Origin of the sequence: Paenibacillus sp. EKM301P, assembly GCF_011800295.1 — a bacterium.
Classification (GTDB): Bacteria; Bacillota; Bacilli; order Paenibacillales; family Paenibacillaceae; genus Paenibacillus; species Paenibacillus polymyxa.
Genome location: NZ_JAALFM010000004.1, coordinates 1 through 24,699 on the forward strand (window position 1 = coordinate 1; position 24,699 = coordinate 24,699).

Genomic DNA, 24,699 nt, shown 5'->3' on the forward strand with positions numbered 1-24,699 from the left:
TGACGTAACCCCATCGTACCGAGGCGCTCGTTTTTGTGCAAAGACCAGATTATTCGTTTTACAGGAATTCTAACGGGCAGTATGGCGTAGCCATGATATTTGAATATATGATACGGTTCACCGTACCGTAGTGTATTTAAACACAAAGTACAATTTGACCACAAAATATACCTCTATATAAAGACAAAGCCACTCCTTACAATGGAGTGGTTTCTTTGCATGGAACTTCTCTTTTACTTATAACTGAGTAACGGCTTTTTTCTATGTTTTGTTCGTTGTTCATATGCAAATGCTATACGAATTAGCATAGGTTCACTAAATGCCTTTCCTGCAAACGTAACTCCAAATGGTCTGCCGTTGTCTTTGAAGCCAGCGGGAACAGCTACTGATGGATACCCTGCCCTTGCACAAATTTCTGCTCCCACATATGATGGAAACATAATTGCATCCAATCCGTATTTCGCTATGGCATAATCTATGCCTTCATTCTGGGAATAATATAAATCAGTTAAAGATTCTAATATATAGTTCGGATTCTTCAATGGATTCACTAAATGTTGACGGTTCTTCAGTAAATCTTGTCCATATTTCAAAGCCTTCTCGGAGTTTTTTTCGTTCCACTCAACCAATTCACTAAATGTATGTACAGGCATACTTTGTGGAAGGTTTCGGAGAAAGTTATCAAGACCATGCTTAAATTCGTTATTCAACTTGTTCCAATTCCATTTCCTATCGAAGGCTGGCATTTCAATGTCTTCAATGACGATTGCTCCCGCTTTTGTTAGTTCCTCTACAGTATTATTAAATAATATTTTATCATATTCGTCAGGGTCACGAAATTGCTCTAATGGTACATCTCTATAAACCCCAATTTTCGCCCCTTCTAAGCCATTCTTGTCTAAGTAAGTTGAATAGTCAATCGTATCATCATTTTTCCATGTAGCAGGGTCATTATCGTCTTTACCTGCAAGTACACTAAGTAAGATTGACGCATCTGATACGGTCCTTGCAATTGCTCCAGCGGTATCTTGAGAATAGGAATAAGGTATTATACCTGTACGACTTATAAGCCCAACTGTAGGCTTTATACCAACAATCGAGTTTTGAATAGCTGGACTTAAAATTGATGCTGAAGTTTCCGTTCCAACTGCAACACTTGTAAAATTTGACGCCACAGCTACAGCAGAACCAGAACTTGACCCACCCACGAAAAAGTCACCGTATGGATTTAATACTTGTCCGCCTTTAGAACTGTAACCTGCCCACATTTTTGAGGATACGCCGTTTGCCAATTCAGTCATGTTTGTTTTTCCAAGGATAATGGCTCCAGCTTCTCTAAGTTTTTTTACAAGAAAGGCATCCGTTTCGCTAATGTTGTTTTCCAGTGCCAACGCTCCTGCACTCGTCCGCATTTTGTCCTTTGTTTCAATATTTTCTTTCAACAAAACAGGTATACCATGTAAATACCCTCTAATTCCTCTTGTTTTTCTTTCTTTGTCTAGGGCTTCTGCAATAAAAATCGCATCTGGGTTGATTTCCATTATAGAATTTATATTTTGACCACTCTGGTCGTGTGTTGCAATACGATACATGTAGTACATAACAAGTTCCCTAGAAGTAACCTCCCCTTTTCCCATTGCTTCTTGCAATTCAAAAATGGTTACTTCCTCACCATTTAGATTCTTAAGTTTAAAATTAGGTTCCATTTAGTTGCTCCTTCCAATGATGAACTTTTCTATTAGAAATCACATGAAATCTATGCTTTGTATACTATCTTCTATACTACCATATGTTGGAACTCCCTGCTATAACCGTTATCGCTTCATATTCTGCTTATAGTCGGTCTATGGAAGTGCCTACGGTATATGTGATAACTCTGATTACGAAATAGCTCAAGTATGGGACAGATTACAAAAAAGGATTACAAACAGAAAAAGATATAGATTTGCTTAACCATGAATTGTTTGAATCCAGATTTGAGGGTATATTTAAAACAGACTATGAGACTGCTCATAAAGCTGCGGTAAGGTCGGGTCGTCCATGGGAAATAGAGTAGAGGAGATTTTATAATGGGAGCATTTGTTTTACTTTTTAAAAGAACATGAAGATGAGAATGTAGTTATTTATAGATATGGCCCTAATGAACACATTATGGGGAAAATTCAATTGAACAAAGAGACTAAGTTATTCTCTGAAATTGAACCTTTACCAGATCCGAGTCATTCAAATAAATTTTATTTTGATAGGGCTGCACAGCGGATGGCACGTTGCTTCGTTAAAGAAGGGGGGATATTTCCCGATAAGATGACATTTGAATCATAAAGTAATTCAATAATATGAACCAAGCTTGCTCCTTTGATAATAAAATGAGAGTAGGCTTTTTTTCATAGCAATCCATCTGATAAAAGGAAAATTCTCATCTACCCTAGAATTAAGAGACGATGTTAAAAAGGAGAATCTTCAATTACACGGTTAGTTAAACGAAGTAACTTTCAACTCGTGATCCTCGAAGTCGACACAGCAAAGGCATTAGCTAATCAAGTGAAGTTTTATAAAGCCAACCATGGTGTTTGGCTTGCCGACTTTGTACCGCCACAGTACTTAAAGAAGTGTGAATAAAGCACAGAGCTAGAACATTAACGATGATCATAGAGACTAGATGGAACGATTCGTCTAGTCTTTTTAATGTCGCCTGTTTTGCTGTACATACATCATCCTCCTAAAATTTTGAATGTATCCACGGGTGTCCACACCCACCTGCAAATGCCGCATAAAATATCCCGGATGAACAAAGAGGAGGTGCATGTAATAACCATGATACACATGGAACCCATTCAAGTGGGTGAGCATACATTTACCGGAGTCGAGGTCAAACTGCCTAAAACAACGCTGTTGACGATCTCCAACTCCCGTGGTTACATCATGTGTGGTGCGCTGGATGTCGGATTGCTCAATGAACGACTGGCGGATCGGAAAATTCTGGCCGCACGTGCTGTAGGGGTAAAAACACTAAAGGAACTGTTGGAAGCACCAATGGAGTCAGTGACGACGGAAGCTGAGCAACTTGGAATTAAGCCAGGGATGCCAGGCTATGAAGCATTATTGAAACTGGTGTAAGAAGCCTAGTAATAGTTGTTGGATAAAAGCAAAAAAGAAAAATTTCACAGAAAAAACCGGGCGCTACAGCTCCGGTTTTTTCTGTGAAATTTTTCATTCTATCGAGTGGAACTATTTGAATTATATACGAAGTGTATAACCTGCAAGAACAATTAATCGGCAAACAAAGCGGTAAGGTTCTCGCTAAAGGGGGCTTGGACAATTCCTTTTTCGGTAATGATGGCGGTAATGTACTCATGTGGTGTAACGTCGAAAGCCGGGTTGTAGACTTTGATACCTTGTGGGGCAGTTCTTTTGCCAAAGCTCTCGGTAACTTCCTCCGCAGAACGCTCCTCAATCGGAATATCTGCGCCTGTAGCGGTCTGTAAATCAATGGTAGATAGTGGCGAAGCAACGTAAAAAGGTATACCATGCGCCTTCGCCAACACTGCCAGGCTATAGGTGCCGATTTTGTTGGCCACATCCCCATTAGCGGCGACTCTGTCTGTACCGACAATGACAGCTTGCACCCATCCTTTAGACATCACCATGCCTGCCATATTGTCACAGAGCAGGGTGACATCTATGCCTGCCTGCTGAAGCTCAAAGGCGGTCAGACGCGCACCCTGCAATACGGGGCGGGTTTCGTCAGCAAATACTTTCAGGTGGATTCCGTTTTCCTGAGCCAAATACATAGGCGCGAGCGCTGTTCCGTATTTCGCTGTTGCCAAGCCGCCTGCGTTGCAATGAGTGAGTACGCCCATCCCATCCTTGAACAGAGGTAAAGCATGGATGCCGATTAGGCGGCAAACTTCTTCATCCTCTGCCTGAATGGCTATAGCTTCACGCTCCAGCCCTGCATTCCAGTCTTCGATCTGGCCCACCTCAGCCTCTGTGACGAGTTCGCCGGCTCGCTTCTTCATGCGGTCCAGAGCCCAGAACAGATTTACGGCAGTCGGCCGTGAGGTAGCCAAATGTCTGCACACCGCGTGTACATGCTCCAGCCACTCAGCAGCGTCATTGCCGCGATAGGAGGTAGCCCCCAGCACCACACCGTAGGCTGCGGCCATCCCGATGGCGGGGGCGCCCCGTACCTTCATGGCATGGATGCCATCCCACACTTCTTCGGTGGTGAATAAATCCAGCATGACTATCTTTTCGGGCAGTAGACGCTGATCCAGCATGGACAAGTGGTTTCCCTTCCACACCAGTGAAGTTAGAGCCTGTCCAGACACAGTTGCTTCATGGGAGGATGCGGGAAGAGATTCTTTATTTTCACTCATATGCGTGATGCTCCTTTATTTTGGGTCGCTGTTGCTGTCCGAACAATGTCTTCTAGTTCCCGGATCGAATGAAGCTCGCGATTGCGGAGAACCAAGGCTTTTCCGATCGATAACGCGAGACGTTCCGCAGCTTCCTTGATATCAGGATCGGCAATGGTATCGATATCCGCCACATGCGACAGGCTGATGATCCGGCGGATCACTTTGCACCCTGCAAAGCCAATCGTATCTTGCAGTACTTTCTGGAGGTATAAGTCCTGATATCCGGGTGTACGTGCCAAATGATCGGTGACGTGCTCGTTCCACAGTGTACGAAACCTGCTCTCAAACTGCTCCCATACTTGAATGACGGTCTCCAGGAGCCAGTCACGTCGTTCCTTTAGCGCCGTCTCGCTAGAAGTCCATCCGGGCTGTGCTGCGTAGTTCAACAGCAGATTGGCGATGACCGCTCCGATATCAAACCCCATGGGGCCGTAATAGGCAAATTCAGGATCAATGACTTTAGTCGATTCAGCTGTTACAAAAATACTACCTGTATGGAGGTCGCCGTGTAGCAGTGCTTCTGTTCGTGTCATAAACTTTTCTCGCAGCAAAGCTACTTCCAGATGAAGGATCTGATCTGTACGGAGTGCCTCTGCTTCGTCTTCAATGTACATACCATAGTTGTTATTATCTGAAAATCGGTAGGGTTCATCCAAAATCAGATCCTCAGTTATTTTGCAGAGTTCAGGGTTTATAAAGCGTTTAACCAGCTCTTTTTTAGCCTGCTGATTCATGCCCAAATCTGAGGTGAAAAAGAGCGTGCGTGCCAGAAATTCCCCAATATGATTAGCAAAAAGAGGGTATGTGTTGCCTTCAATTAGTCCCTTGCGCATGATTGTGTGTGAGCTAAGATCCTCCATCACGGTTAACGCAAGCTCATCGTCATAGCCTAGTACCGCAGGAACCAATTCGGGGCAAAGCTGGTGCTCCTGCTGAAGTGCCTCGCGTTCAATACGGGCGCGATCCAGCGACAACGGCCAGGATTCACCCACAATTTTTACATAGGGAAGTGCCTGCTTGGCAATGATACTCTTGTTAGATTTGGAATCTGTAATATGAAAAACCAGATTTAAGTTGCCATCGCCGATTTCTCGGCATTCCAGATGAGCTTCCTGGCTAAAAAATCCGGGAATGTTCTTCACGAATTCGATTGCTTCTTCGGTCGTTAAGGGATGATATTTGGACAATGAGGTCACCTCCGTAAATTGCGCACATGTAAATGGTAAGAAAAAACATCACAATATTAAACCAAGTATTTTGATAGGATAGAGAAAGTATAACGAAAATCACTGAATTTTTGTACATTTTTTTTATGATGGATTGGAAGAGGTGGGCTTCTTCTTTTTGTTTCGTCTCTGTATAGAAAGGGTAAATATGAAACAGACGTCCGGCAGGTGATATTCAAATGCCCGCTGGCGTCTTACCGTCAGCAGGGACGGTGATGAATACGTAAACGCTTCTGAAAGTCAATTTGATGAAAAAGGAAGGGATTTATGATGGCTAAAACAACAAGTAACTCGAAAAATACGCAAACCAAATCGGTGGAGGAACTTTTAAACCGTCAAGTCGCTAACCTCAATGTGTTATATGTAAAAATTCATAACTATCACTGGTACGTGAAAGGCTCCAGCTTTTATACACTCCATGTTAAATTCGAAGAATTATACAATGAAGTGACATTGAAAATGGATGAGATTGCCGAGCGCTTGCTTGCCTTGAAAGGTTCTCCTTCCGCAACATTGAAGGAATACCTGGAGCTGTCCTCAATTCAAGAGGCTACCGGTAATGAAGATGCTCCAAAAATGGTGCAAACCCTGATTGAGGATTTTGCGACGGTATGTGAGGAGTTTCAGGAAGGTATCGAATTGGCGGAAAGTAATTCCGACCAGCCTACTGCAGATTTGTTGATCGGCTACAAAGCAGATTTGGAGAAACACATGTGGATGCTTCGCTCTTATTTGGGCTAACTCATCAGGCTTTCGCACTAAAATAACCCCTTTACATGTAAAACGCTACTGACGTCAAGCTGTCAGTAGCGTTTTTATGGCTAAAAAAGAGATTATGTATCCCATGGTTTTTGTACTACACTATAACTATGTAATCATTCGAAGGATGTATTTTGCCATTTGTGTGATTGGTAGGATGAACATTTTATGAAGAAAGGTGGATAACGTGCGTCTGTTGGTTGCACCCTTAAAGATATTTATTATAAAATAACTTGAGAATCATTGAGAATCAGTTTAGAATGATTATAAATAAATTTTTAATTATTACATTTGCTTGAAATCAGGGGGCTCCCCTGTTTAAATATCTTTCTGATTTCGACACCACACTACATTTTTTGGAGGGTATTGCGAATATGGCTACAAACTTTAAGATTGAAGGTCTCAAAGCGACCATTGAAGGTAAAGAAATTTTGAAGGGGATTAACCTCGAAATGAAGGGCGGAGAAATCCACGCCATCATGGGTCCTAACGGAACGGGTAAAAGTACGCTCGCATCTGCTTTGATGGGTCATCCTAAATATGAAGTCACAGATGGCAAAGTAACTTTGGATGGAGAAGACGTGCTGGATATGGAAGTGGATGAGCGTGCACGTGCAGGATTGTTCCTGGCGATGCAGTATCCAAGTGAAATTGCAGGGGTAACAAACTCCGACTTTTTGCGTAGTGCTATCAACGCGCGCCGTGAAGAAGGACAAGAGATTTCCCTGATTAAGTTTATCCGCCAAATGGAAGGCAAAATGAAAGAGCTTGAAATGAATCCTGAGTTTGCTCACCGTTACCTGAACGAAGGTTTTTCCGGTGGTGAGAAAAAGCGGAATGAAATTCTGCAAATGATGATGCTTGATCCCAAAATTGTCGTTCTGGACGAAATTGACTCCGGTCTGGATATCGATGCTTTGAGAATCGTAGCTAACGGTGTAAATGCTATGCGTTCTGAAGACCGTGGCTTCCTTGTGATTACTCACTACCAACGTCTGTTGAACTACATCAAACCAGATTATGTACACGTAATGATGCAAGGACGTATCGTTAAATCCGGTGGTCCTGAGCTTGCTGAGCGTCTGGAAGCGGACGGTTACGACTGGATCAAGGAAGAGCTGGGTATCGTTGATGAAACTGTAGGACAAGAGGCGTAAGCCGGAAGCGAGGAGGAAAACTGATGACAACACAAACAATCCTTCCGGTAGATTCCGAGCAACTGCGTGTTCTGTCCGAACGTAATGGCGAGCCATCTTGGCTGGTCGAAGACAGACAAAAAGCACTTGAGCTTGCAGGCCAACTGGAGCTTCCGGTATTTGAAAAAACAAAAATCGAACGTTGGAATTTAAACGACTACGGTCAACATAAATTGAGCGAGGTCATTGCATCTGTAGGTCAGGTTCCTGCAGCCATTGCTGATCTGGTCAAAGAACAACAGGAGGGCGGTCTGATCATCCAGCGCAACTCCGGTGCGGTATACGTGAAGCTGAGCGAGGAACTGGCAGCGCAAGGTGTTATTTTCACGGATTTGCAAACGGCGGTCAAAGAGCATGCTGATTTGGTCAAAGCTCATCTGAACACTGTTATTAAGGCTGAAGAAAATTCATTGTCGGCATTGCATGCAGCACTCTGGAACGGTGGAGTATTTGCTTATGTGCCTAAAAATGTAGAACTGAACGTACCGCTTCAAGCTGTGTTCCTCACGGATGATGCGACTGCAACTTTTGCGCCGCATGTGCTGCTCATAGCTGAAAACCATAGTTCCGTGACGTACGTAGACAACTATGTATCTGCAGATCTGGCGGCACCTGTTCTTCATAACGGTGCGGTAGAAGTGGTTGCGAATGCAGGCGCTAAAGTACGCTACGCGACAGTGCATCAGTTTGGAGAGCAAGTAACGGATATTTCCATTCGTCGTGCCACGCTCGGAAATGACGCTGCTATCGAATGGATTGTAGGCGAAATGAACAACGGCAATACAGCGAGCAATACCATGTCTGTGCTCAAAGGCAATGGCTCCAACTCGGATGCCAAGGTTATTGCTGTAGGTTCTGGTTCACAAAAGCTGAACTATACGACACAAGCACAGCATTTTGGTAAAAATTCCGCTAGTCAGATGATTACACGCGCAGTTATGCGTGAAGAAGCATCTTCCATCATTAACGGAATTACGAAAATTGAAAAAGGCGCTACCAAAGCAGACGGTCAGCAAACGGAGCGTGTACTGATGCTCAGCCCGAAAGCACGTGGTGACGCTAACCCGATCCTGTTGATTGATGAAGATGATGTAACGGCTGGACACGCAGCCTCGGTTGGTCAGGTTAACCGTGAGCAAGTGTATTACTTGATGTCCCGCGGAATTAGCCGTGCAGAAGCTGAACGATTGATTATTTATGGCTTCCTGGCACCTGTCGTATCTGAAATTCCGCTCGAAGGACTTCAACATCAGCTGCAAAGCCTTGTTGAAAGGAAGTTAGGCCAATGAACACTGCATTGATCCGTGAACAATTCCCGATTTTACATCAGGAGATTAACGGTCATCCGCTGGTTTATTTGGATAATGCGGCCACTTCGCAAAAGCCGCTAGCGGTCATCGAGGCGATCAAGCATTATTACGAGTTTGATAATTCGAATGTACACCGTGGTGTGCATACCTTGGGTAGCCGTGCTACGGATGCTTATGAAGGTGCGAGGGAGAAGGTAGCCCGTTTTCTGAATGCCAAGCGCAGTCAGGAAATCATTTTTACACGCGGGACAACAACCGCGCTGAATCTGGTGGCTTCTTCTTACGGTAGAGCTAACTGTAAGGAGGGTGATGAAATTGTCATCACTCCGATGGAACATCACAGTAATCTGATTCCGTGGCAACAGGTAGCCAAAGCCACGGGTGCGACTTTAAAATATATTCCGCTTCAAGAGGACGGTAGCGTTGATCTTGCAGACGTGGAGAAAACCGTCACAGAACACACAAAAATTGTTGCGATTGCGCATGTCTCCAATGTGCTTGGCGTTGTGAATCCGGTCAAAGAGATTGCTGCTATTGCACATCGCAAAGGTGCAGTTATCGTTGTCGACGGTGCACAAAGTACGCCACATATGAAAGTAGACGTGCAAGACATAGATGCTGATTTTTATGCTTTCTCTGGTCACAAAATGTGTGCTCCTACAGGAATTGGTGCACTCTACGGCAAGAAGGCGTTGCTGGAAAACATGGAGCCCGTTGAGTTTGGCGGTGAAATGATCGACGATGTGGGATTGTATGAATCCACATGGAAGGAGCTACCTTGGAAATTCGAAGGTGGCACCCCGATTATTGCTGGGGCAGTTGGCTTGGGAGCTGCCATTGATTTTCTGGAAAGCATCGGACTAGACGCCATTGCACAGCATGAGAGCCGTCTAACGAATTATGCACTCAAACGTCTCCGTGAAGTGGAGGGTTTGACGATCTATGGACCTGCTGAACGTCATGTCGGGCTTGTAACATTCAACTTGGATGATGTGCATCCGCATGATGTAGCTACTGTACTGGATAGCAAAGGGGTGGCCATACGTGCGGGCCATCATTGCTGCCAGCCATTGATGCGCTGGTTGAAAGCCAGTGCAACTGCACGTGCCAGCTTTTACCTCTATAACACGGAAGAGGATATCGACGCTCTGGTCAGCGCCTTAATCCAAACGAAGGAGTATTTTGGCGATGCAACTTGATGACTTGTACCGACGCGTGATTATGGATCATTATAAAAATCCGCGCAATCGCGGACGTTTTGAGGACGATGCTGTTACGGTGGATTTGAATAATCCTACGTGTGGTGACCGGATATCCCTTCAACTCAAAACGAAAGACGGCGTAGTCGAGGATGCCCGTTTTACAGGTGAAGGCTGCTCGATTAGTATGTCCTCGGCTTCGATGATGACAGAAGCGGTCAAAGGAAAAACGATTGATCAGGCCTTGGATATGGCGAGTCGCTTCTCCTCTCTGATGAAGGGCGAAGCGGTCGAATTTGATGATTATGAAGAATTGGAAGCTTTGTCAGGGGTCAATAAGTTCCCGGCTCGCATTAAATGTGCGACATTGGCTTGGAACGCGCTGCGCAAAGGGATTGACGAAGATAAATAATTTAAATAGAACAGAGGAGGTTTGAGAAACATGGCCAAGAAAGCACCGGAAATGGAAGAGTATAAGTATGGCTTTCGTGACGAGCACAAGTCCATTTTCCAAACAGGTAAGGGTCTCACTCCGGAAATTGTAAAGGAAATCTCCAAAATTAAGGGTGAACCGGATTGGATGTTGGAGTTCCGTCTGAAAGCATTGAAGCAATTTGAAAAAATGCCAATGCCAAAATGGGGCGGAGACATGGATGAACTGGATTTCGATGATATCCAGTACTATGTAAGACCTTCCGAGAAGCAAGGGAAAACGTGGGAAGAGGTTCCTACAGAAATTAAGGAAACCTTTGATAAACTGGGGATTCCTGAAGCGGAACAAAAGTTTTTGGCTGGTGTATCTGCGCAGTATGAATCCGAGGTTGTCTACCACAGCATGCAAAAGGATCTGGAAGAGCAGGGTGTCATTTTCATGGATACCGATACAGCGTTGCGTGAGCATCCTGAGATTTTGAAAGAGTATTTTGCCACAGTCGTACCTCCTGCGGACAATAAGTTTGCGGCCCTGAACAGTGCGGTATGGTCAGGCGGTAGCTTTATCTACGTGCCTAAAGGTGTGAAATGTGAAGTTCCATTGCAGGCTTACTTCCGTATCAACTCGGAAAACATGGGTCAATTTGAGCGTACGCTCATTATTGCTGACGAAGACAGCTTTGTGCATTATGTAGAAGGCTGTACAGCTCCAATTTACAGCACGAACTCGCTGCATAGTGCTGTGGTTGAAATTATTTGTAAGAAAAACGCACGCGTTCGTTACACAACGATTCAGAACTGGGCACCAAACATTTACAACCTGGTAACTAAACGTGCGGTTGCTGAAGAAAATGCAACGATGGAATGGGTTGATGGCAACATCGGTTCCAAGCTGACAATGAAGTATCCTGCCGTTGTACTGAAAGGTCGTGGAGCGAAAGGGATGGTCTTGTCCATCGCTGTTGCAGGCAAAGGCCAGCATCAGGATGCAGGTGCGAAAATGATCCACTTGGCACCAGATACTACATCCACCATTGTATCCAAATCGATCAGTAAGCACGGTGGTAAAGTAACGTATCGCGGATTAGCTTCCTTTGGTCGTCAGGCTCAAGGTGCAAAATCGAATATTAAGTGTGATACGTTGATTTTGGATAATCAGTCAACTTCAGATACTATTCCTTATAATGAGATCATGAATGACGATATTACACTTGAGCACGAAGCAACGGTGTCCAAAGTATCGGAAGATCAACTCTTCTATCTGATGAGCCGTGGTCTGACCGAAGCTGAGGCAACACAAATGATCGTTATGGGCTTCATTGAGCCGTTCACCAAAGAACTACCGATGGAATATGCGGTAGAAATGAACCGCTTGATCAAGTTCGAAATGGAAGGCAGTATTGGTTAAAACGCGGTAACTCTTGGTGAGACAAGGTACTTGAGGTAATTAAAGCTGTTTAATCCGAGTCATGCCGATTTTGTGCCGACTCGAATTTCCTTTTAATGTAGAAGGCGAACTTTTTAAGTTCGTCTTCTTCTTTTTTTCTAATGCCATGTGAAACCAAAAATTTATTGTTAGGACCGCAATAGTTGCCTAGCACTTATGTATGTTTGCTTAATAGGATGTTGTGAGCGACATAAACATAAGGAGGCAGGCAACGGATGCAGAAGAATAAACCTGTAGTCAAGAAGAAAACAATCTCAGCTAAACAGACACAGAGGCATGTACATGAATTTGAAGGTAGTACCAAACTGGCTGAAGCAGGCGCAGACCGACATAACCACCGCTTTGCAGGTGTTACTGGGCAAGCGATTCGAGTTGGAAGAAGTCATGTCCACGAAATTGATCTTACGAAAACTGATTTTGTGAACCATTTTCATAATCTGAGAAGGATTAGAACAGGACCAGCTATTCCAGTCGGAAATGGAAAACACGTACATTTCGTTACGGGCCAAACTACATTAAATGATGGTCATGTACACCAGTTTAATTTCGCAACATTGATTGAGGAACCTCTTGTTTAATGAACGATGGTTTGACTGAAGCAGAGGCCGTTTGTGTACCGACTCGGATCTCCTGCTAGTATAGGAGGCGAACTTTTTAAGTTCGTCTTCTTCTATTTTTTTTGGTTACTTGTAAATACGTGTTTACGTTTGAAGTGGGTTTACAGATCCTTAATAGGTCGACAAAAAGCCAAAGCCGCCCCAAAAGTTGGGACAGCTCGCTTCTACATATTTATTTATCTGAAGTTTTATGGTCTAAGTCATGATGCAACTCGGTTGCTGGTATTTTGGCATTATAGATCTGTCCTTTGGCAATGGGGTTAGAGATGTATACATAGCTCCCGGTTCCATCCGGCGCACTTCCTGTTGCCCACAGACCTTCACTAGATTCTTCGCCTTCTGACAAGTTCCAAAACTCATATGCTTCAGGCTGAGATTCTTGCTCTGCTTCAGGAGGGAAGGAAGCCGGTACCACAACACCATTTTTTTCTTCTAATTCTTGAATTGCCGCCATCCATTGATATTGATGATAGCGGTCGCGTGCTAGCATTTTCCGTAATGTAGCCCTAACGCTTTCGTCTTGCGTCATATGATATAGTCTGGCTACCTGCAATCGACCTTGGCTCTCTGCATGCAGGTTGGACCGCATATCTGCCAAAAGATTGCCACTAGCCACAATGTAAGAACCATTCCATGGAACTCCATTGGAATTAGTAGGCAATCCACCAAGACCGCTGACCAGCAGGTGCTGCGGGTTAATTCCTCCCATAATGGCAGCTGTAACAGGGTCTTTGGCAGCTTGCTCCTGATCTTCTGGTTTAGCCCCATCAAGTAATTGACTAATTAAAGCACACAGCATCTCCACATGTCCTATTTCTTCTGTTCCAATATCCATTAACATATCTTTATATTTTTCATCACCGCGACAGTTAAACCCTTGAAACAAATATTGCATCATCACGGTCATTTCTCCAAATTGGCCTCCCAAAACTTCTTGTACCTGTCGGGCAAATAGAGGGTCAGGTCGCTCTACTTTCACTTCGAACTGCAACTCTTTTTGATGTCTAAACATAATTAGTCCTCCTATAGGTTAAAAGCAGTTTAGTGAATCCAAGCTATATTAACCTATTCAATGCGCAACAAAACGAAGGATCTGCCTAACCATAAAATCCCCTAATTCTACTAGAATGATAGGAGCCTTCATGAAAATAACTTTTCTGGTTCTTTGACTTGTATAAAAATGATAAAAAAGGGTAGCATATGTTTCACTTCAAAATAAAACTCTAAGGGGGTTTTGGTATTGTATTTTTATAAAGAAGATTTAATTAACTTAATAGTACCTGATAAACCCGACCCAGCTGCTGCAAAAGTGATTCAGGAGGTATTGGGTGGTCGATTTGGAGAAATGCGTACCATGATGCAGTTTTTCTTTCAAAGTAATAATTTTCGTGGTAATGCTGTTCAATATAGGGATTTGATTCGAGGAGTTTTCCTAGAGGAGCTTAGTCATGTTGAACTGGTCCAACATACCATAAATCAACTTCTGACTGGCTCAGGTGAAGACCAAGCCGGCGATGCTGGAGTTGATCATGCTCCTTTGGATGAAGCGATAAAACATGCCAATCCTCATCATTTTATTATGGGAGCTCAAAGTTCCTTACCCGTTGATGCAAGTGGTAATCCTTGGTTAGGTAGTTATGTCTATTCCCACGGTAATCTGATTAGTGATTTGCTTGATAATCTCGTACTCGAATCTACAGGGGTTCTGCAAAAATCTCGAATTTACGAAATGAGCTCGAACAAAACATTCCGGGAAACATTGGCTTTTTTGATTGTACGGGATAATGCTCATCAAAATGCATTTGCCAAAGCATTAGAGACACTTGGAGTGGATTGGGGAAAATTGTTCCCGGTTCCAAACTACGATATTAACAAGTATCCAGAATGCCGGAAGTATGTTGAAATGGGCTTTCACAATGCACAGTTTAATTTTCGATTGGATTCTACCCGTATTGGAGAAATATTCAATGGGCAAACTCCAAGCAGAAACGGTGGGGATTTGAATGTCATTGACCCTCCAGAAGGCTTTCCTCTTCCGTATATGCCTGAATTGCCTAATGAACATAGCCCAGGTCTACAAGATCTTAATTCCTAGGATTAAATATATAAATACAGATAGTAACTAGGCTTATGTCCGTAACACAAAAAGAGGCTGTCCTTTGTAGGGAAAACCTACGGATTAAGGACAGTCTCTTTTCATTCGTGTAACCTATGCTTCGAACAATCATTCCATACAAACAAAGTAACGCCGGGTGGCAGTGGCAGATCAGGATTCCAGATAAATCTCATCAATGGATACATGGCGTTCCCTGGATAAATCTATATATTCATCGTCGTTAATTCTTACTAACGGTCTGAAGTAATCCACAGGATTGTTCAGAATAATGGTTCCTGTCTGGCCTGTAGTCAATAGAACTTGCTTATTAATAAAATTCGGTAGCATATGTCTGATAAACACTTGGGTAGTTTCTGGATTTAGATGTCCAAAACTCATACTGTGCAGCTCGCGTAATACAGTGAGCAACTCCTGCTTCGTCTGATACACACGATTGGAAATCATCGCGCTGTATACGTCGGCAACAGCTGTTATGCTGGCAAAAGGATGAATTTCTTCCTTGAACAGTCCATGGGGGTACCCACTTCCGTCTTCGCGCTCGTGATGCTGCAAGGCGACGATTGCTGAAATCTCATCGCTGGTTGAATTGCGAATAATATCATAGCCATACAGAGAATGCTTTTTCATCTCATGAAATTCTTCAGGTGTCAGTTTACCCGGTTTGTTCAAAATCTCATCCGGTATCATGGACTTGCCTATATCGTGTAAATATCCAGCTTTACCAGCGGCATATGCCTCTTCCTCTGTATATCCTAGCCAAGTGGCAATGTAATATGACAGTATACCTACTTGGAGAGAATGATTATAAGTATAGTGATCTCCCCGTTCCATAATTAACAGCAGAGATACGACATCTTTTTGACGAGCCAGTTCTGAAACGAGAGGACCGAACAGCTCATCAACTCGATATTCATCAAATTTTCCAGTTGAGGAAGCTTCGAGGAACATGCTTTCAAAGCCGCTGATCGTCTGCTCTATGAGGGGAACGGCGCGTTTGAGGGACTCGGGGGAAGCTGGAACATCGGGGGCAAAGCCAGCCGGAATGCTCGCAGAACCAGCATCAATGTCAATATAATCGACACCGTGCATAATGAGCTTGGAAATATCGTCATGCTGAAGCTCGGTGCCCTGTATCATGACAGGCACACCATGCCCATTGTATGTATCGGATTTGAGGCGATCGCCCGGCTTGGCATCGGTAACGTGAACTCTCATGCGCTAACCTCCTTATTGTCGTAAATTTGTCGAAAATACGAAACAAACTTAATATATCAAGAATTATATGGGATGACAACGACTAATTTACTATTATTCCAAGCTGTAAAATAGGTCCCAAGGACCCGTCACCTCTGAGTTACATATAGAAGGTAATGTCAATGATTTTCACTATCTATGTCCACCTCATATGTACCATATTGCTAAATAACATGGTATGCTTAAACATTAGAAGCTCCAAAGTCGATATATAAAATATAGAGGAGGGCGGTTATGGAGATGACGACTCGGCAAACGTTGACCATTTTGCATACCAATGATATCCATAGTCATTTTGGCAGTATGCCTTCGATAGCCGCGATGATCAATGAACGAAGAGCTGCATCAGGGGATGCGCTTCTTGTGCTGGACATAGGAGACCACATGGATCGGATGGCCCCCGAAACGGAAGGAACGCTCGGTGGGGCAAATGTGGATGTGATTAATCTGACAGGATACGATGCAATTACGATCGGTAATAATGAGGGACTGACTTTTACCTCGGATATGATTGAACAGGCATATGCAGGCATTCATTGTCCAGTTGTATGTGGCAATCTGACAGAGCGTGCTACGGGGAGGAATCCTTCGTGGATGAAGGAATCCGTTATTTTGAACAAAGCAGGAATCAAGATCGGTTTACTAGGTGTGACGGCTCCTTTTACAGAGTTTTATCAATTGTTGGGCTGGGATGTGCTCGATCCGTTTGAGGTGCTGGGGAAGCAGATCGCGGCACTCAGAAAGCAGGTGGATGTGGTGGTCGTGATGTCTCACCTGGGTTTACCCTCTGATGAGAAATTAGCGTCCCAGTTTCCTGAGATTGACGTTATCCTTGGTGGTCACACCCACCATGTGCTGGAGGAACCGCTTCAGATCGGGAACACCGTTCTATGTGGGGCCGGGAAGTTCGGAACGTTGCTCGGTGAAGTGACACTAACCCGTAACCATAGTCTTGAACCGTTTCGAGTTACCTCAGGCGGCGTAGTTCCTGTGAATCAGACGCTGCTGGACGAAAAAGTGGCATCGGCCATTGTGTTGCATCGCAGACAAGCAGAACGCGCCATGGAGAGCACGGTGGCAGTAACGGATCGGGAATTGGAGATCGCCTATAATGAGGAGTCCCCTTTCGGGAATTTGCTGGCACAATCGGTATCCCATTTTACAGGCACTAAAATTGCCCTCGTCAATGCAGGTCAACTGCTTGGTCCGTTGCCTCAAGGAGATATTAGCAAAGGAATACTACATTCCTTATGCCCATCGCCGATTAATCCCTGTGTTATGAAGTTGCGGGGAAGAGACATTCGGTTGGCACTGGAGCAGTCCCTGCTGCCTGAATTTACAGACAAGCCCATGACCGGCTTTGGCTTTAGAGGCAAAGTACTTGGCACCATGTGTGTGGAAGGGTTGACCATTCAGTATGATCCGGACCGTGCTCCTTATGAAAAAGTGACGGACATTCGTGTAGCGGGTCAACCCTTGGAAGAAGATGAGGAATACACAGTGGGCACGTTGGATATGTTCACTTTCAAAGCAGGCTATAAGGTGCTTGCGAACGGAACAGATCTCCAATTTATGCTTCCAGAATTTTTACGGGATTTGATTGAAATGGAGTTGAAGCGTCCGGGCGCGATGGAAGAATGTTTTGCAGCTAGGTGGCTTCAGGTATCAAAACAATCGGGAGAGGATTAAGCTGCGACTGGTACCTGTTACATTATTGAGAGCCGGCATGAAGCTGGGCAAAAAAATATACAATGAAAATGGAATGGTGCTGCTCTCGGAAGGTGTTGAGCTTACTTCGCGATTGATTGAACGTCTAGGCCAAGTCGGAATTGGATATGTATACATTGAGGATGCAGTGACAGAAGATATCGTCATACCCGAGATGATCCATGAACAGACCAGGGCGGCGGCGCTACAGGAAATCAAAAAGCAGTTTCAGGGTTTGTCATCCTACTCCGTAGATCATAAGCACAAATATTTTGGCAAGTCTTTTTATAAGGTAATGGAATCCATTCTGGACGATATTGGAGGCCGCCAGGATGCCATCATAATGTTGATGGATATCGGGGCCGCGGATCAGGATTTGTATCATCATTCTTTGAATGTATGCTTGTATTCACTAGTCCTGGGGATATCCAATGGCTACGATAATAACCAGCTCATGGAGCTAGGGATAGGTTCATTACTGCACGATATCGGTAAAATGAAGATTTCACCTCAAGTGCTCTATAAGCCGGGTAAATTGACGGACGAGGAATACGAGCATATGAAAACACATACAGTGATCGGCTATAAGCTACTTAAAGACGAACCCGGGATTCCCTTGCTGTCAGCTCATTGTGCATTACAGCATCATGAGCGTATTGACGGCAGTGGATACCCACATGGTTGGAAAAAGGACCAAATCCACGAATATGCGAAATGGATCGGTCTGGCGGACTCGTATGACGCGATGACGGCAAGTCGAATATACAAGCAGGCTTTGCTGCCTTATGAAGCGATGGAGGTGCTATACGCCGGGGCAGGAACGCTGTATGAGCAGCGGATGCTGGAAGCCTTTCGTGACTGTGTAGCTATTTATCCTCTGGGGCTCTCTGTGGTGCTCAACACAGGGGAAGAGGGAGTCGTAGTGCGTATACACCCCAAAATCCCGCAAAGGCCTGTCATTCGTATTGTAAGAGACCAGGATGGACAGGAACTGAAGGCGCCTTATGATGTGGATTTGTCCGTATCCCTTTCGGTTATGATTACAAACACATTGGGTGCAGCTACCGGTCCTTTCGGAGGAGTTCACGTAGATTAGCAGAGGATGTGGAAGAAAGCATGCAGACACTTTACACATCATGATATGATAATTATACGTCTTTTGAGGTTAATAACAGAAATAAGGTGAAAACATAATGACAGTTCTACAAGATAACACGCTACCCCAAATATCGCCAACGTATGATCCGTGGGACCCGATTGTCTCACTGCGTACGCATGGTCGTCATTTGCTTACAAGTGTGGAAATGACCGTAACACATTTATGTAATATGCGCTGTGAGCATTGCGCTGTCGGTGACATGCTGGTTATGAAGGAGGCCCCTTTCCTTCCTTTAGATCTGATGCTGAAGCGCCTGGATGAAGTTGAGCATCTGGAGACAATAAGTATTACAGGCGGAGAACCTGCTTTGCTTGATAAAACAGTGGACGATGTGATCGCTCCACTGTTGAAGTATGCTAAAGAGCGCGGTATTCGTTCGCAAATCAACTCCAATCTGACATTGGATATCCGAAGATATGAGAAGATGCTTCCGTATCTGGATGTCATGCATATATCGTTTAATTATTTAAATGCTGACGATTTTTATGAAGTGGGATTTGCAAATACCGGACGTCCGACTCCACGCGCGGGTGCTGTGCGCCTGTATGAAAAAATGATAGAGAATGCACGCAAATTGAGCGAAATGGGAATGTTCATTTCAGCTGAGTCCATGATTAATTATCGGACACACACGAAGCTAGGAGGCATTCATCAGTTGATCAACGAAATGGGATGCCGCCGGCATGAGGTTCACCCGATGTACGCGTCGAATTTTGCTTCTGCCTTGCCTGTACTGTCCCTTGACGATATGCGAAACTCGATTGATAAACTGCTGGATGTACGAAATCAGGACATGTGGATGTTATTTGGTACCCTACCGTTCTTTGCTTGTTCAGAGCGTGAGGAAGACCGTAAATTGCTTCGCCGTTTGCGACAAGAACCGAATATTACGGTACGTAATGATCCAGACGGAAGAAACCGTGTAAATGTGAATATGTTCACGGGTAGCGTATATGTGACGGATTTTGCAGACATTCCAGCTTTCGGAAACATTCAGGAAAACAGTCTAGATAATATTTTCGGTGAATGGCTGAATGAGCATCCGCTGAATCAGACCGTGAACTGTCATTGTGATGCGGCTGCGTGTTGCGGACCGAATCTACTCGTAGCAGATATGTATTACAAGGGTGTAGACTTTAAATCAAGAAAAGCTTTGCAATTATAAGCATTTTTACATGATTCTAATTACAGTTTCCGATCATAAATACTGAATTGAATAACTTACAAGTCGAATGGTGCAAAATGCTAACTAAAGAAATGGGGAGTTCGTATTGGATGGTCATACCGAGTTTCATTGGGGATTGCTAGGGGTGAATCTCTTCTTGGTACTGCTGCTTGTCTTTCTAAACGGTGTTTTTGTGGCCGCAGAGTTTTCGCTGGTCAAAATGCGCCAATCCCGATTGACGCAGCTCCAAAGTGAGGGTCATCGCCTGGCAGGCTATGCGCTGAAGGTGAACCAAAAGTTGGATGCTTATCTGTCTGCCACCCAATTGGGCATTACGCTGGCTTCATTGGGGCTAGGCTGGATTGGTGAGCCAGCAATATCCGGCTACCTGATAGAGCCACTCATGCACAAACTCGGTGTAACTGACGGTACACTGATTACAACGGTATCCGTTGTCGTCGGATTTTGCGTCATTACTTTTTTGCATATTGTATTGGGCGAACTGGCTCCCAAGTCTTTGGCGATTCAAAAGACTGAAGGTGTGGCGTTGTTTTTATCGGCGCCCTTGCTGCTTTTTTATAAGGTTTTTCTACCTGTAATCTGGGTGTTAAATGCTGCCGCAAACATGTTGTTACGGGCATTCGGCATTCAGCCGGCGAGTGAAGCCGAAGCGGCACATTCTGAGGAAGAGATCCGTATATTGATGAATCAGAGCGCCAAGAGCGGTGTAATCGATAAGGATGAAATCAAGCTGATGGATAATATCTTTGATTTTTCCGACTTGCTTGCTCGTGAAATCATGTTGCCGCGTACAGATATGGATTGCTTGTACACGAATTTGTCGTTTAAGGAAAATTTGAAGATTATCAGTGAGACCAAGCATTCCCGATACCCGGTAGCGGTTGAAGATAAAGATCAGATTATCGGTTTTGTCCATATTACGGATCTTCTGTTAGCTGAGCAGGGTGAGCAACTGGATCTGGCCTCGGTGGTGCGTCCTATTCTGAATGTGCCTGAGTCCATGGAAGTAAGTCATGTGCTACGCCTTATGCAGAAAAAGCATTCCCAAATGACTCTCGTGGTGGATGAATACGGTGGAACCGCCGGTCTGCTGACAGCGGAGGAAATTCTGGAGGAAATCGTCGGGGATCTCTATGATGAGTTTGAGGATGAACGTTCAAGCGTGGAAATGAAGGAAGACTTTATCTCTGTGGACGGTCGTATGCTCATTGAGGATGTGAATGATTTAACTGGAGTGAACATTGAAGACGACGAAGTGGATTCCATCGGAGGCTGGCTGTTCAAGGAATTGGAAGGCAGTCCGGTGAAAGGGAAGAAAATAGAGTTTTATAATCTGACCTTTGAAGTGGAGGAAGCAACAAGGCTTCGCATTATGAGAGTGAAAATCCACCGTAAAACTGAGCCTGTCATTGAAGATGAGCTTTCTAACGATGAGGAATCCTAATCCACAGAGATAGCCATGACTAGTTCAGATATGTAGTTATATAGAGTGCTGAAAGAAAGAGCCTTTAAATCCACGTTACCGTGGTTTTAAAGGCTCTTTTTGAGTTAGTTACTACTGCAATTCAATCGAAATATAGATAGCGGGGAGGATGCCATAATCAGTTTGAGCAGCAGTTCTATAGTTTATTTCTTTGAACAAAAATTTGTATCCGTTATTTTTTTGTTCGAGACTTGGGCGATGCGGCATATGTTGAATAGTAAAGCAGATGGATCAATTAAAGGAGGTCCCGGCCCGTGAAATTTCCACAGCAAGGTCAGTATGCCCCGTTTGTCGGCCCGTTCGATCCGTGTCCGCCCGTTCTGTGCAAGACTTATGTGCTCCCGCCAAACTTGTTTATACAATTTCAGCCCCCTGGTCTGCCACAATTCAGTCCAGAGGAAGCACTGACGAAAGGAACGCTATGGCCATTGCTTTACAGTCCTTATGAGCCTAGGAGAAACCAGGGGGGAGGCGAATAAAATGGAGAATCCAAATCAGGGTCAGTCCCCAAATCAATTCCAACAGCCAAATCAGCCTGAGGGTGGACATCAACAGCCGAATCAGTCTCAAAGCCCTTATTCAAATTCATATCAATACCAGAACCAATATCAATATCAGAACCAGTATCAAAATCAAGCCCAGGACTATAGTCAACCCAGAGAACCGATCCAAGGTTATACGCCCCAAGCCTATGCGCCTCAAACTAAGCCGGTTGATGCCCAGTTTTATGCGCTATTGGAGAAGCTCCAAGCGGTGGATTTTGTGCTGGTGGAACTGAATTTGTATCTGGATACACACCCGGATGATTTGCAGGCCATCGAACAGTTCAACAAGCTGACACAGGAAAGAACGGCGATTGCTAACGAGTATCAACTCCTATATGGACCCTTACAGAATTTTGGTCGTGCCTATTCCAAGTATCCTTGGGAGTGGAGCCAATCACCTTGGCCGTGGCAGGTATAGGTAGGGAATCGACAACCTTTTGTATAAAGGAGGAACATAAATGTGGGTATATGAGAAAAAACTGCAATATCCCGTACGTGTCAGCAAATGTGATCCTCATATGGCTAAACTGCTGATGGAGCAGTATGGCGGAGCGGATGGCGAGCTGGCAGCGGCATTGCGCTATCTGAATCAGCGGTATACGATTCCCGATAAAGTGATCGGTGTACTCAATGACATCGGCACGGAGGAATTTGCGCACCTCGAGATGATTGCGACTATGATTTACAAGCTCACCAAGGATGCGAGTGTGGAGCAAATGGAGGCAGCCGGTCTAGGCGAATATTATGCGGCACACGACCATGCGTTATTTTACCAAAACGCTTCCGGAGTGCCTTTTACAGCGGCCTATATCCAAGCTAAAGGTGACCCGATTGCTGATCTGTATGAGGATATTGCGGCAGAGGAAAAGGCGCGAGCTACATATCAGTGGCTGATTGATTTGACAGACGATGTGGATTTGCAGGATAGTTTGAAGTTTCTGCGTGAACGTGAGGTGATTCATTCGTTGCGTTTCCGTGAGTCAGTAGAAATTTTGAAGGGAGAAAGAGACCGGAAAAAGGTGTTCTGAAGGAGTCTTGTATGACGAATAGGAAAGGCCATCTGCAAGCATCACGTGCAGGTGGCCTTTTCTATCTATAAAACTAGTAACTTGTAAACAAAGCAGATTGTAGCTAATAAAGTCGATTTTCTACAAAAGAAATCGACTTTTTTAATGGCGCTCAACAGAATATTATTTTTGGTCTAGCTGTGCAAAATACTGCTCGTTATATAAAACACTTGGATGAGTAGGATGGTGCAACTGGGCTATGCGATGATGCGATTTTGCTTTTTCGATGTCACCGATTCGGTCATAACAGAGACATAATTGCAAGTGTGGAAACCAGGTATAGTACGACGAATTGGTTAAGGCCATCACATTTTGCGGGGGCTCAATCAGCGTCGCCTGACGAAACCAATAAATGGCTTGAGCATACTGCTCATCTTCAATGAACAAATTGCCGAAAGCACAGCAGAATTGGGCGCGTGGTACATCGAGGGTAAGTGTGCGGAGCAGTGCCATCCGTTGCTCCTGTTTTTGTGCTTGACGACCGTAGCAATCCGCAAGCTTAAAGCAAGCAGCAATCCGATCTTCTATCCATCCTTGATTTAGCCCTAGATAATGTTCGTACTGCTGAATGGCTTCTAGTGTGCGTCCGTTATCATATAATTCATTGGCGAAGTAGTAGTGATCTCGTTCAGAAAATACGGTGCCCTGCTCCCGATGCTTGAGATATATGTGCAAATTACGAGCAGTATAAGCTCGTGTTTTGTTATGAGTCACCGCCATATTACTATGAAAGATGCTGCCTGTTACATTCAGGAACTCGTGAACAAATCCGGTCCATCTGAATCTGCGATCACGCCGTACAATTCGGTTTCTTTTGAGCTTATACAACGGCTGTCCTTGTTCATCTACGGATAGCACATAATCCATTGTAATGCTGTCATAAGAGAGGGTGGCTTGTTTTTTCCAGTTGAGAAAGGATAGTCGATCTTTTTCTTCCAGTATGTCATCGGCATCCAGCCAAAATTGATATTCTTGCGTGGCCTGATCAAACGCATAATTACGGGCAGCGGAGAAATCATCGCACCACTCAAAGTTGTATATCCGAGCGTTGAATGATGCAGCGACCTCTTGGGTTCTATCGGTAGATCCAGTATCAACGATAATGATTTCATCCACCAGGTCATGGACTGATTTCAGACAGGTATGAAGGGCTTCTTCTTCGTTTTTGACAATCATACATAAGCTGACAGTCACCATGCTCTTAGTCCCTCCCAAAAAACTTGGTATAATTTCCATTTTATTAGGATAGCTTGCTCATTATGTAGTAATTCGGCTTGAACATGTAAAGGGGATATGATGATCATAAATTCAGTTCTGCTCTAATAAATTAGAAAATCAAAGCTGGATGTTTGGGGGAAGGGTATGGATTGAAGATGTGGGTGACGTTCCGGTTTAGGATGTGCGACAGGATGGGTTTTATCGTTGAGTGGGGAAATTGTATTTTGTATTGATGTCGTTTTCATTGATATTTCCAGGTGTAAGTCCATTCATACCACGCTCACTCCCATATCACTTGGTCGCAATTATGGTATGCGTTAGGACATGGAGGGGGAATGGTTATGAGGCTTCCGCCTG

The 24,699-nt window shown here is 44.4% G+C and carries 22 protein-coding genes; 16 read left to right on the forward strand and 6 right to left on the reverse strand.

Annotated elements, in window-relative coordinates; translation table 11 throughout:
- Positions 1-233 precede the first annotated feature (233 nt).
- Positions 234-1,706, reverse strand: coding sequence for an amidase family protein (locus tag HFD99_RS11355; RefSeq protein ID WP_123797035.1), 1,473 nt, complete (start codon positions 1,704-1,706; stop codon positions 234-236).
- 1,108 nt (positions 1,707-2,814) lie between these two features.
- On the opposite strand from HFD99_RS11355, the gene HFD99_RS11365 reads away from it, so the two are divergent.
- Positions 2,815-3,117 carry a YunC family protein gene (locus HFD99_RS11365; protein WP_123797037.1) on the forward strand — a complete coding sequence of 101 codons (303 nt, stop codon included), beginning with the start codon at positions 2,815-2,817 and terminating at the stop codon, positions 3,115-3,117.
- 152 nt (positions 3,118-3,269) lie between these two features.
- On the opposite strand, the gene mtnA is transcribed toward HFD99_RS11365, so the two are convergent.
- On the reverse strand, positions 3,270-4,379 hold the full coding sequence (gene mtnA / locus HFD99_RS11370; RefSeq protein WP_090887731.1) for an S-methyl-5-thioribose-1-phosphate isomerase: 1,110 nt from the start codon (positions 4,377-4,379) through the stop codon (positions 3,270-3,272).
- Positions 4,376-5,608: an S-methyl-5-thioribose kinase gene (mtnK, locus tag HFD99_RS11375; protein WP_025364500.1), complete on the reverse strand. Its 1,233-nt coding sequence runs from the start codon at positions 5,606-5,608 to the stop codon at positions 4,376-4,378. Before mtnK ends, mtnA begins: the two co-directional genes overlap by 4 nt.
- 309 nt (positions 5,609-5,917) lie before the next feature.
- On the opposite strand from mtnK, the gene HFD99_RS11380 reads away from it, so the two are divergent.
- The 7 genes from HFD99_RS11380 to HFD99_RS11410 all read left to right on the forward strand — a co-directional run bounded on the left by HFD99_RS11380 (position 5,918) and on the right by HFD99_RS11410 (position 12,568).
- Positions 5,918-6,388, forward strand: coding sequence for a Dps family protein (locus tag HFD99_RS11380; RefSeq protein WP_013309551.1), 471 nt, complete (start codon positions 5,918-5,920; stop codon positions 6,386-6,388).
- Between the two features lie 392 nt (positions 6,389-6,780).
- On the forward strand, positions 6,781-7,563 hold the full coding sequence (gene sufC / locus HFD99_RS11385; RefSeq protein ID WP_017425928.1) for a Fe-S cluster assembly ATPase SufC: 783 nt from the start codon (positions 6,781-6,783) through the stop codon (positions 7,561-7,563).
- A 23-nt stretch (positions 7,564-7,586) separates the two neighbouring features.
- Entirely contained in the window at positions 7,587-8,891 is a 1,305-nt protein-coding gene (gene sufD / locus HFD99_RS11390) for a Fe-S cluster assembly protein SufD (RefSeq protein WP_019686826.1), read from the forward strand.
- Positions 8,888-10,111 (forward strand): cysteine desulfurase, encoded by a 1,224-nt coding sequence (locus HFD99_RS11395; RefSeq protein ID WP_025364501.1) that lies wholly within the window; start codon positions 8,888-8,890, stop codon positions 10,109-10,111. The genes sufD and HFD99_RS11395 overlap by 4 nt, the downstream gene beginning before the upstream one ends.
- Positions 10,101-10,523 (forward strand): Fe-S cluster assembly sulfur transfer protein SufU, encoded by a 423-nt coding sequence (gene sufU / locus HFD99_RS11400; RefSeq protein WP_013309555.1) that lies wholly within the window; start codon positions 10,101-10,103, stop codon positions 10,521-10,523. The genes HFD99_RS11395 and sufU overlap by 11 nt, the downstream gene beginning before the upstream one ends.
- Before the next feature lie 30 nt (positions 10,524-10,553).
- Positions 10,554-11,951 (forward strand): Fe-S cluster assembly protein SufB, encoded by a 1,398-nt coding sequence (gene sufB, locus HFD99_RS11405; protein WP_016819590.1) that lies wholly within the window; start codon positions 10,554-10,556, stop codon positions 11,949-11,951.
- A 254-nt stretch (positions 11,952-12,205) separates the two neighbouring features.
- Positions 12,206-12,568 (forward strand): YmaF family protein, encoded by a 363-nt coding sequence (locus HFD99_RS11410; protein WP_016819591.1) that lies wholly within the window; start codon positions 12,206-12,208, stop codon positions 12,566-12,568.
- A gap of 211 nt (positions 12,569-12,779) precedes the next feature.
- On the opposite strand, the gene HFD99_RS11415 is transcribed toward HFD99_RS11410, so the two are convergent.
- Entirely contained in the window at positions 12,780-13,619 is an 840-nt protein-coding gene (locus tag HFD99_RS11415) for a manganese catalase family protein (RefSeq protein WP_016819592.1), read from the reverse strand.
- A 228-nt stretch (positions 13,620-13,847) separates the two neighbouring features.
- Here HFD99_RS11415 and HFD99_RS11420 point away from each other — a divergent pair, with 228 nt between their 5' ends.
- Positions 13,848-14,702, forward strand: coding sequence for a manganese catalase family protein (locus HFD99_RS11420; RefSeq protein WP_016819593.1), 855 nt, complete (start codon positions 13,848-13,850; stop codon positions 14,700-14,702).
- 171 nt (positions 14,703-14,873) lie between these two features.
- On the opposite strand, the gene HFD99_RS11425 is transcribed toward HFD99_RS11420, so the two are convergent.
- Positions 14,874-15,938, reverse strand: coding sequence for an HD-GYP domain-containing protein (locus HFD99_RS11425; RefSeq protein WP_019686830.1), 1,065 nt, complete (start codon positions 15,936-15,938; stop codon positions 14,874-14,876).
- 273 nt (positions 15,939-16,211) lie between these two features.
- Between HFD99_RS11425 and HFD99_RS11430 the strand changes: the two genes are divergently transcribed.
- The 7 genes from HFD99_RS11430 to HFD99_RS11460 all read left to right on the forward strand — a co-directional run bounded on the left by HFD99_RS11430 (position 16,212) and on the right by HFD99_RS11460 (position 23,085).
- Positions 16,212-17,666 carry a bifunctional metallophosphatase/5'-nucleotidase gene (locus tag HFD99_RS11430; protein WP_025364503.1) on the forward strand — a complete coding sequence of 485 codons (1,455 nt, stop codon included), beginning with the start codon at positions 16,212-16,214 and terminating at the stop codon, positions 17,664-17,666.
- Positions 17,620-18,780 carry an HD-GYP domain-containing protein gene (locus tag HFD99_RS11435; protein ID WP_019686832.1) on the forward strand — a complete coding sequence of 387 codons (1,161 nt, stop codon included), beginning with the start codon at positions 17,620-17,622 and terminating at the stop codon, positions 18,778-18,780. The genes HFD99_RS11430 and HFD99_RS11435 overlap by 47 nt, the downstream gene beginning before the upstream one ends.
- A gap of 97 nt (positions 18,781-18,877) precedes the next feature.
- A complete protein-coding gene (gene yfkAB / locus HFD99_RS11440) occupies positions 18,878-20,008 on the forward strand; it encodes a radical SAM/CxCxxxxC motif protein YfkAB (protein ID WP_025364504.1) in 1,131 nt (376 codons plus the stop codon).
- Between the two features lie 106 nt (positions 20,009-20,114).
- Positions 20,115-21,473: a hemolysin family protein gene (locus HFD99_RS11445; protein WP_025364505.1), complete on the forward strand. Its 1,359-nt coding sequence runs from the start codon at positions 20,115-20,117 to the stop codon at positions 21,471-21,473.
- 293 nt (positions 21,474-21,766) lie between these two features.
- Positions 21,767-21,991: a spore coat associated protein CotJA gene (locus HFD99_RS11450; RefSeq protein ID WP_016819599.1), complete on the forward strand. Its 225-nt coding sequence runs from the start codon at positions 21,767-21,769 to the stop codon at positions 21,989-21,991.
- A 1-nt stretch (position 21,992) separates the two neighbouring features.
- The gene (locus HFD99_RS25680) at positions 21,993-22,475 is read left to right on the forward strand and encodes a spore coat protein CotJB (protein WP_025364506.1); all 483 of its coding nucleotides are present in this window, start codon (positions 21,993-21,995) and stop codon (positions 22,473-22,475) included.
- A 40-nt stretch (positions 22,476-22,515) separates the two neighbouring features.
- The gene (locus tag HFD99_RS11460) at positions 22,516-23,085 is read left to right on the forward strand and encodes a manganese catalase family protein (RefSeq protein ID WP_016819601.1); all 570 of its coding nucleotides are present in this window, start codon (positions 22,516-22,518) and stop codon (positions 23,083-23,085) included.
- A gap of 162 nt (positions 23,086-23,247) precedes the next feature.
- Here HFD99_RS11460 and HFD99_RS11465 read toward each other — a convergent pair whose 3' ends face one another.
- Positions 23,248-24,321, reverse strand: a complete 1,074-nt coding sequence (locus HFD99_RS11465; protein ID WP_016819602.1) for a glycosyltransferase family 2 protein — start codon at positions 24,319-24,321, stop codon at positions 23,248-23,250.
- Positions 24,322-24,699 lie beyond the last annotated feature (378 nt).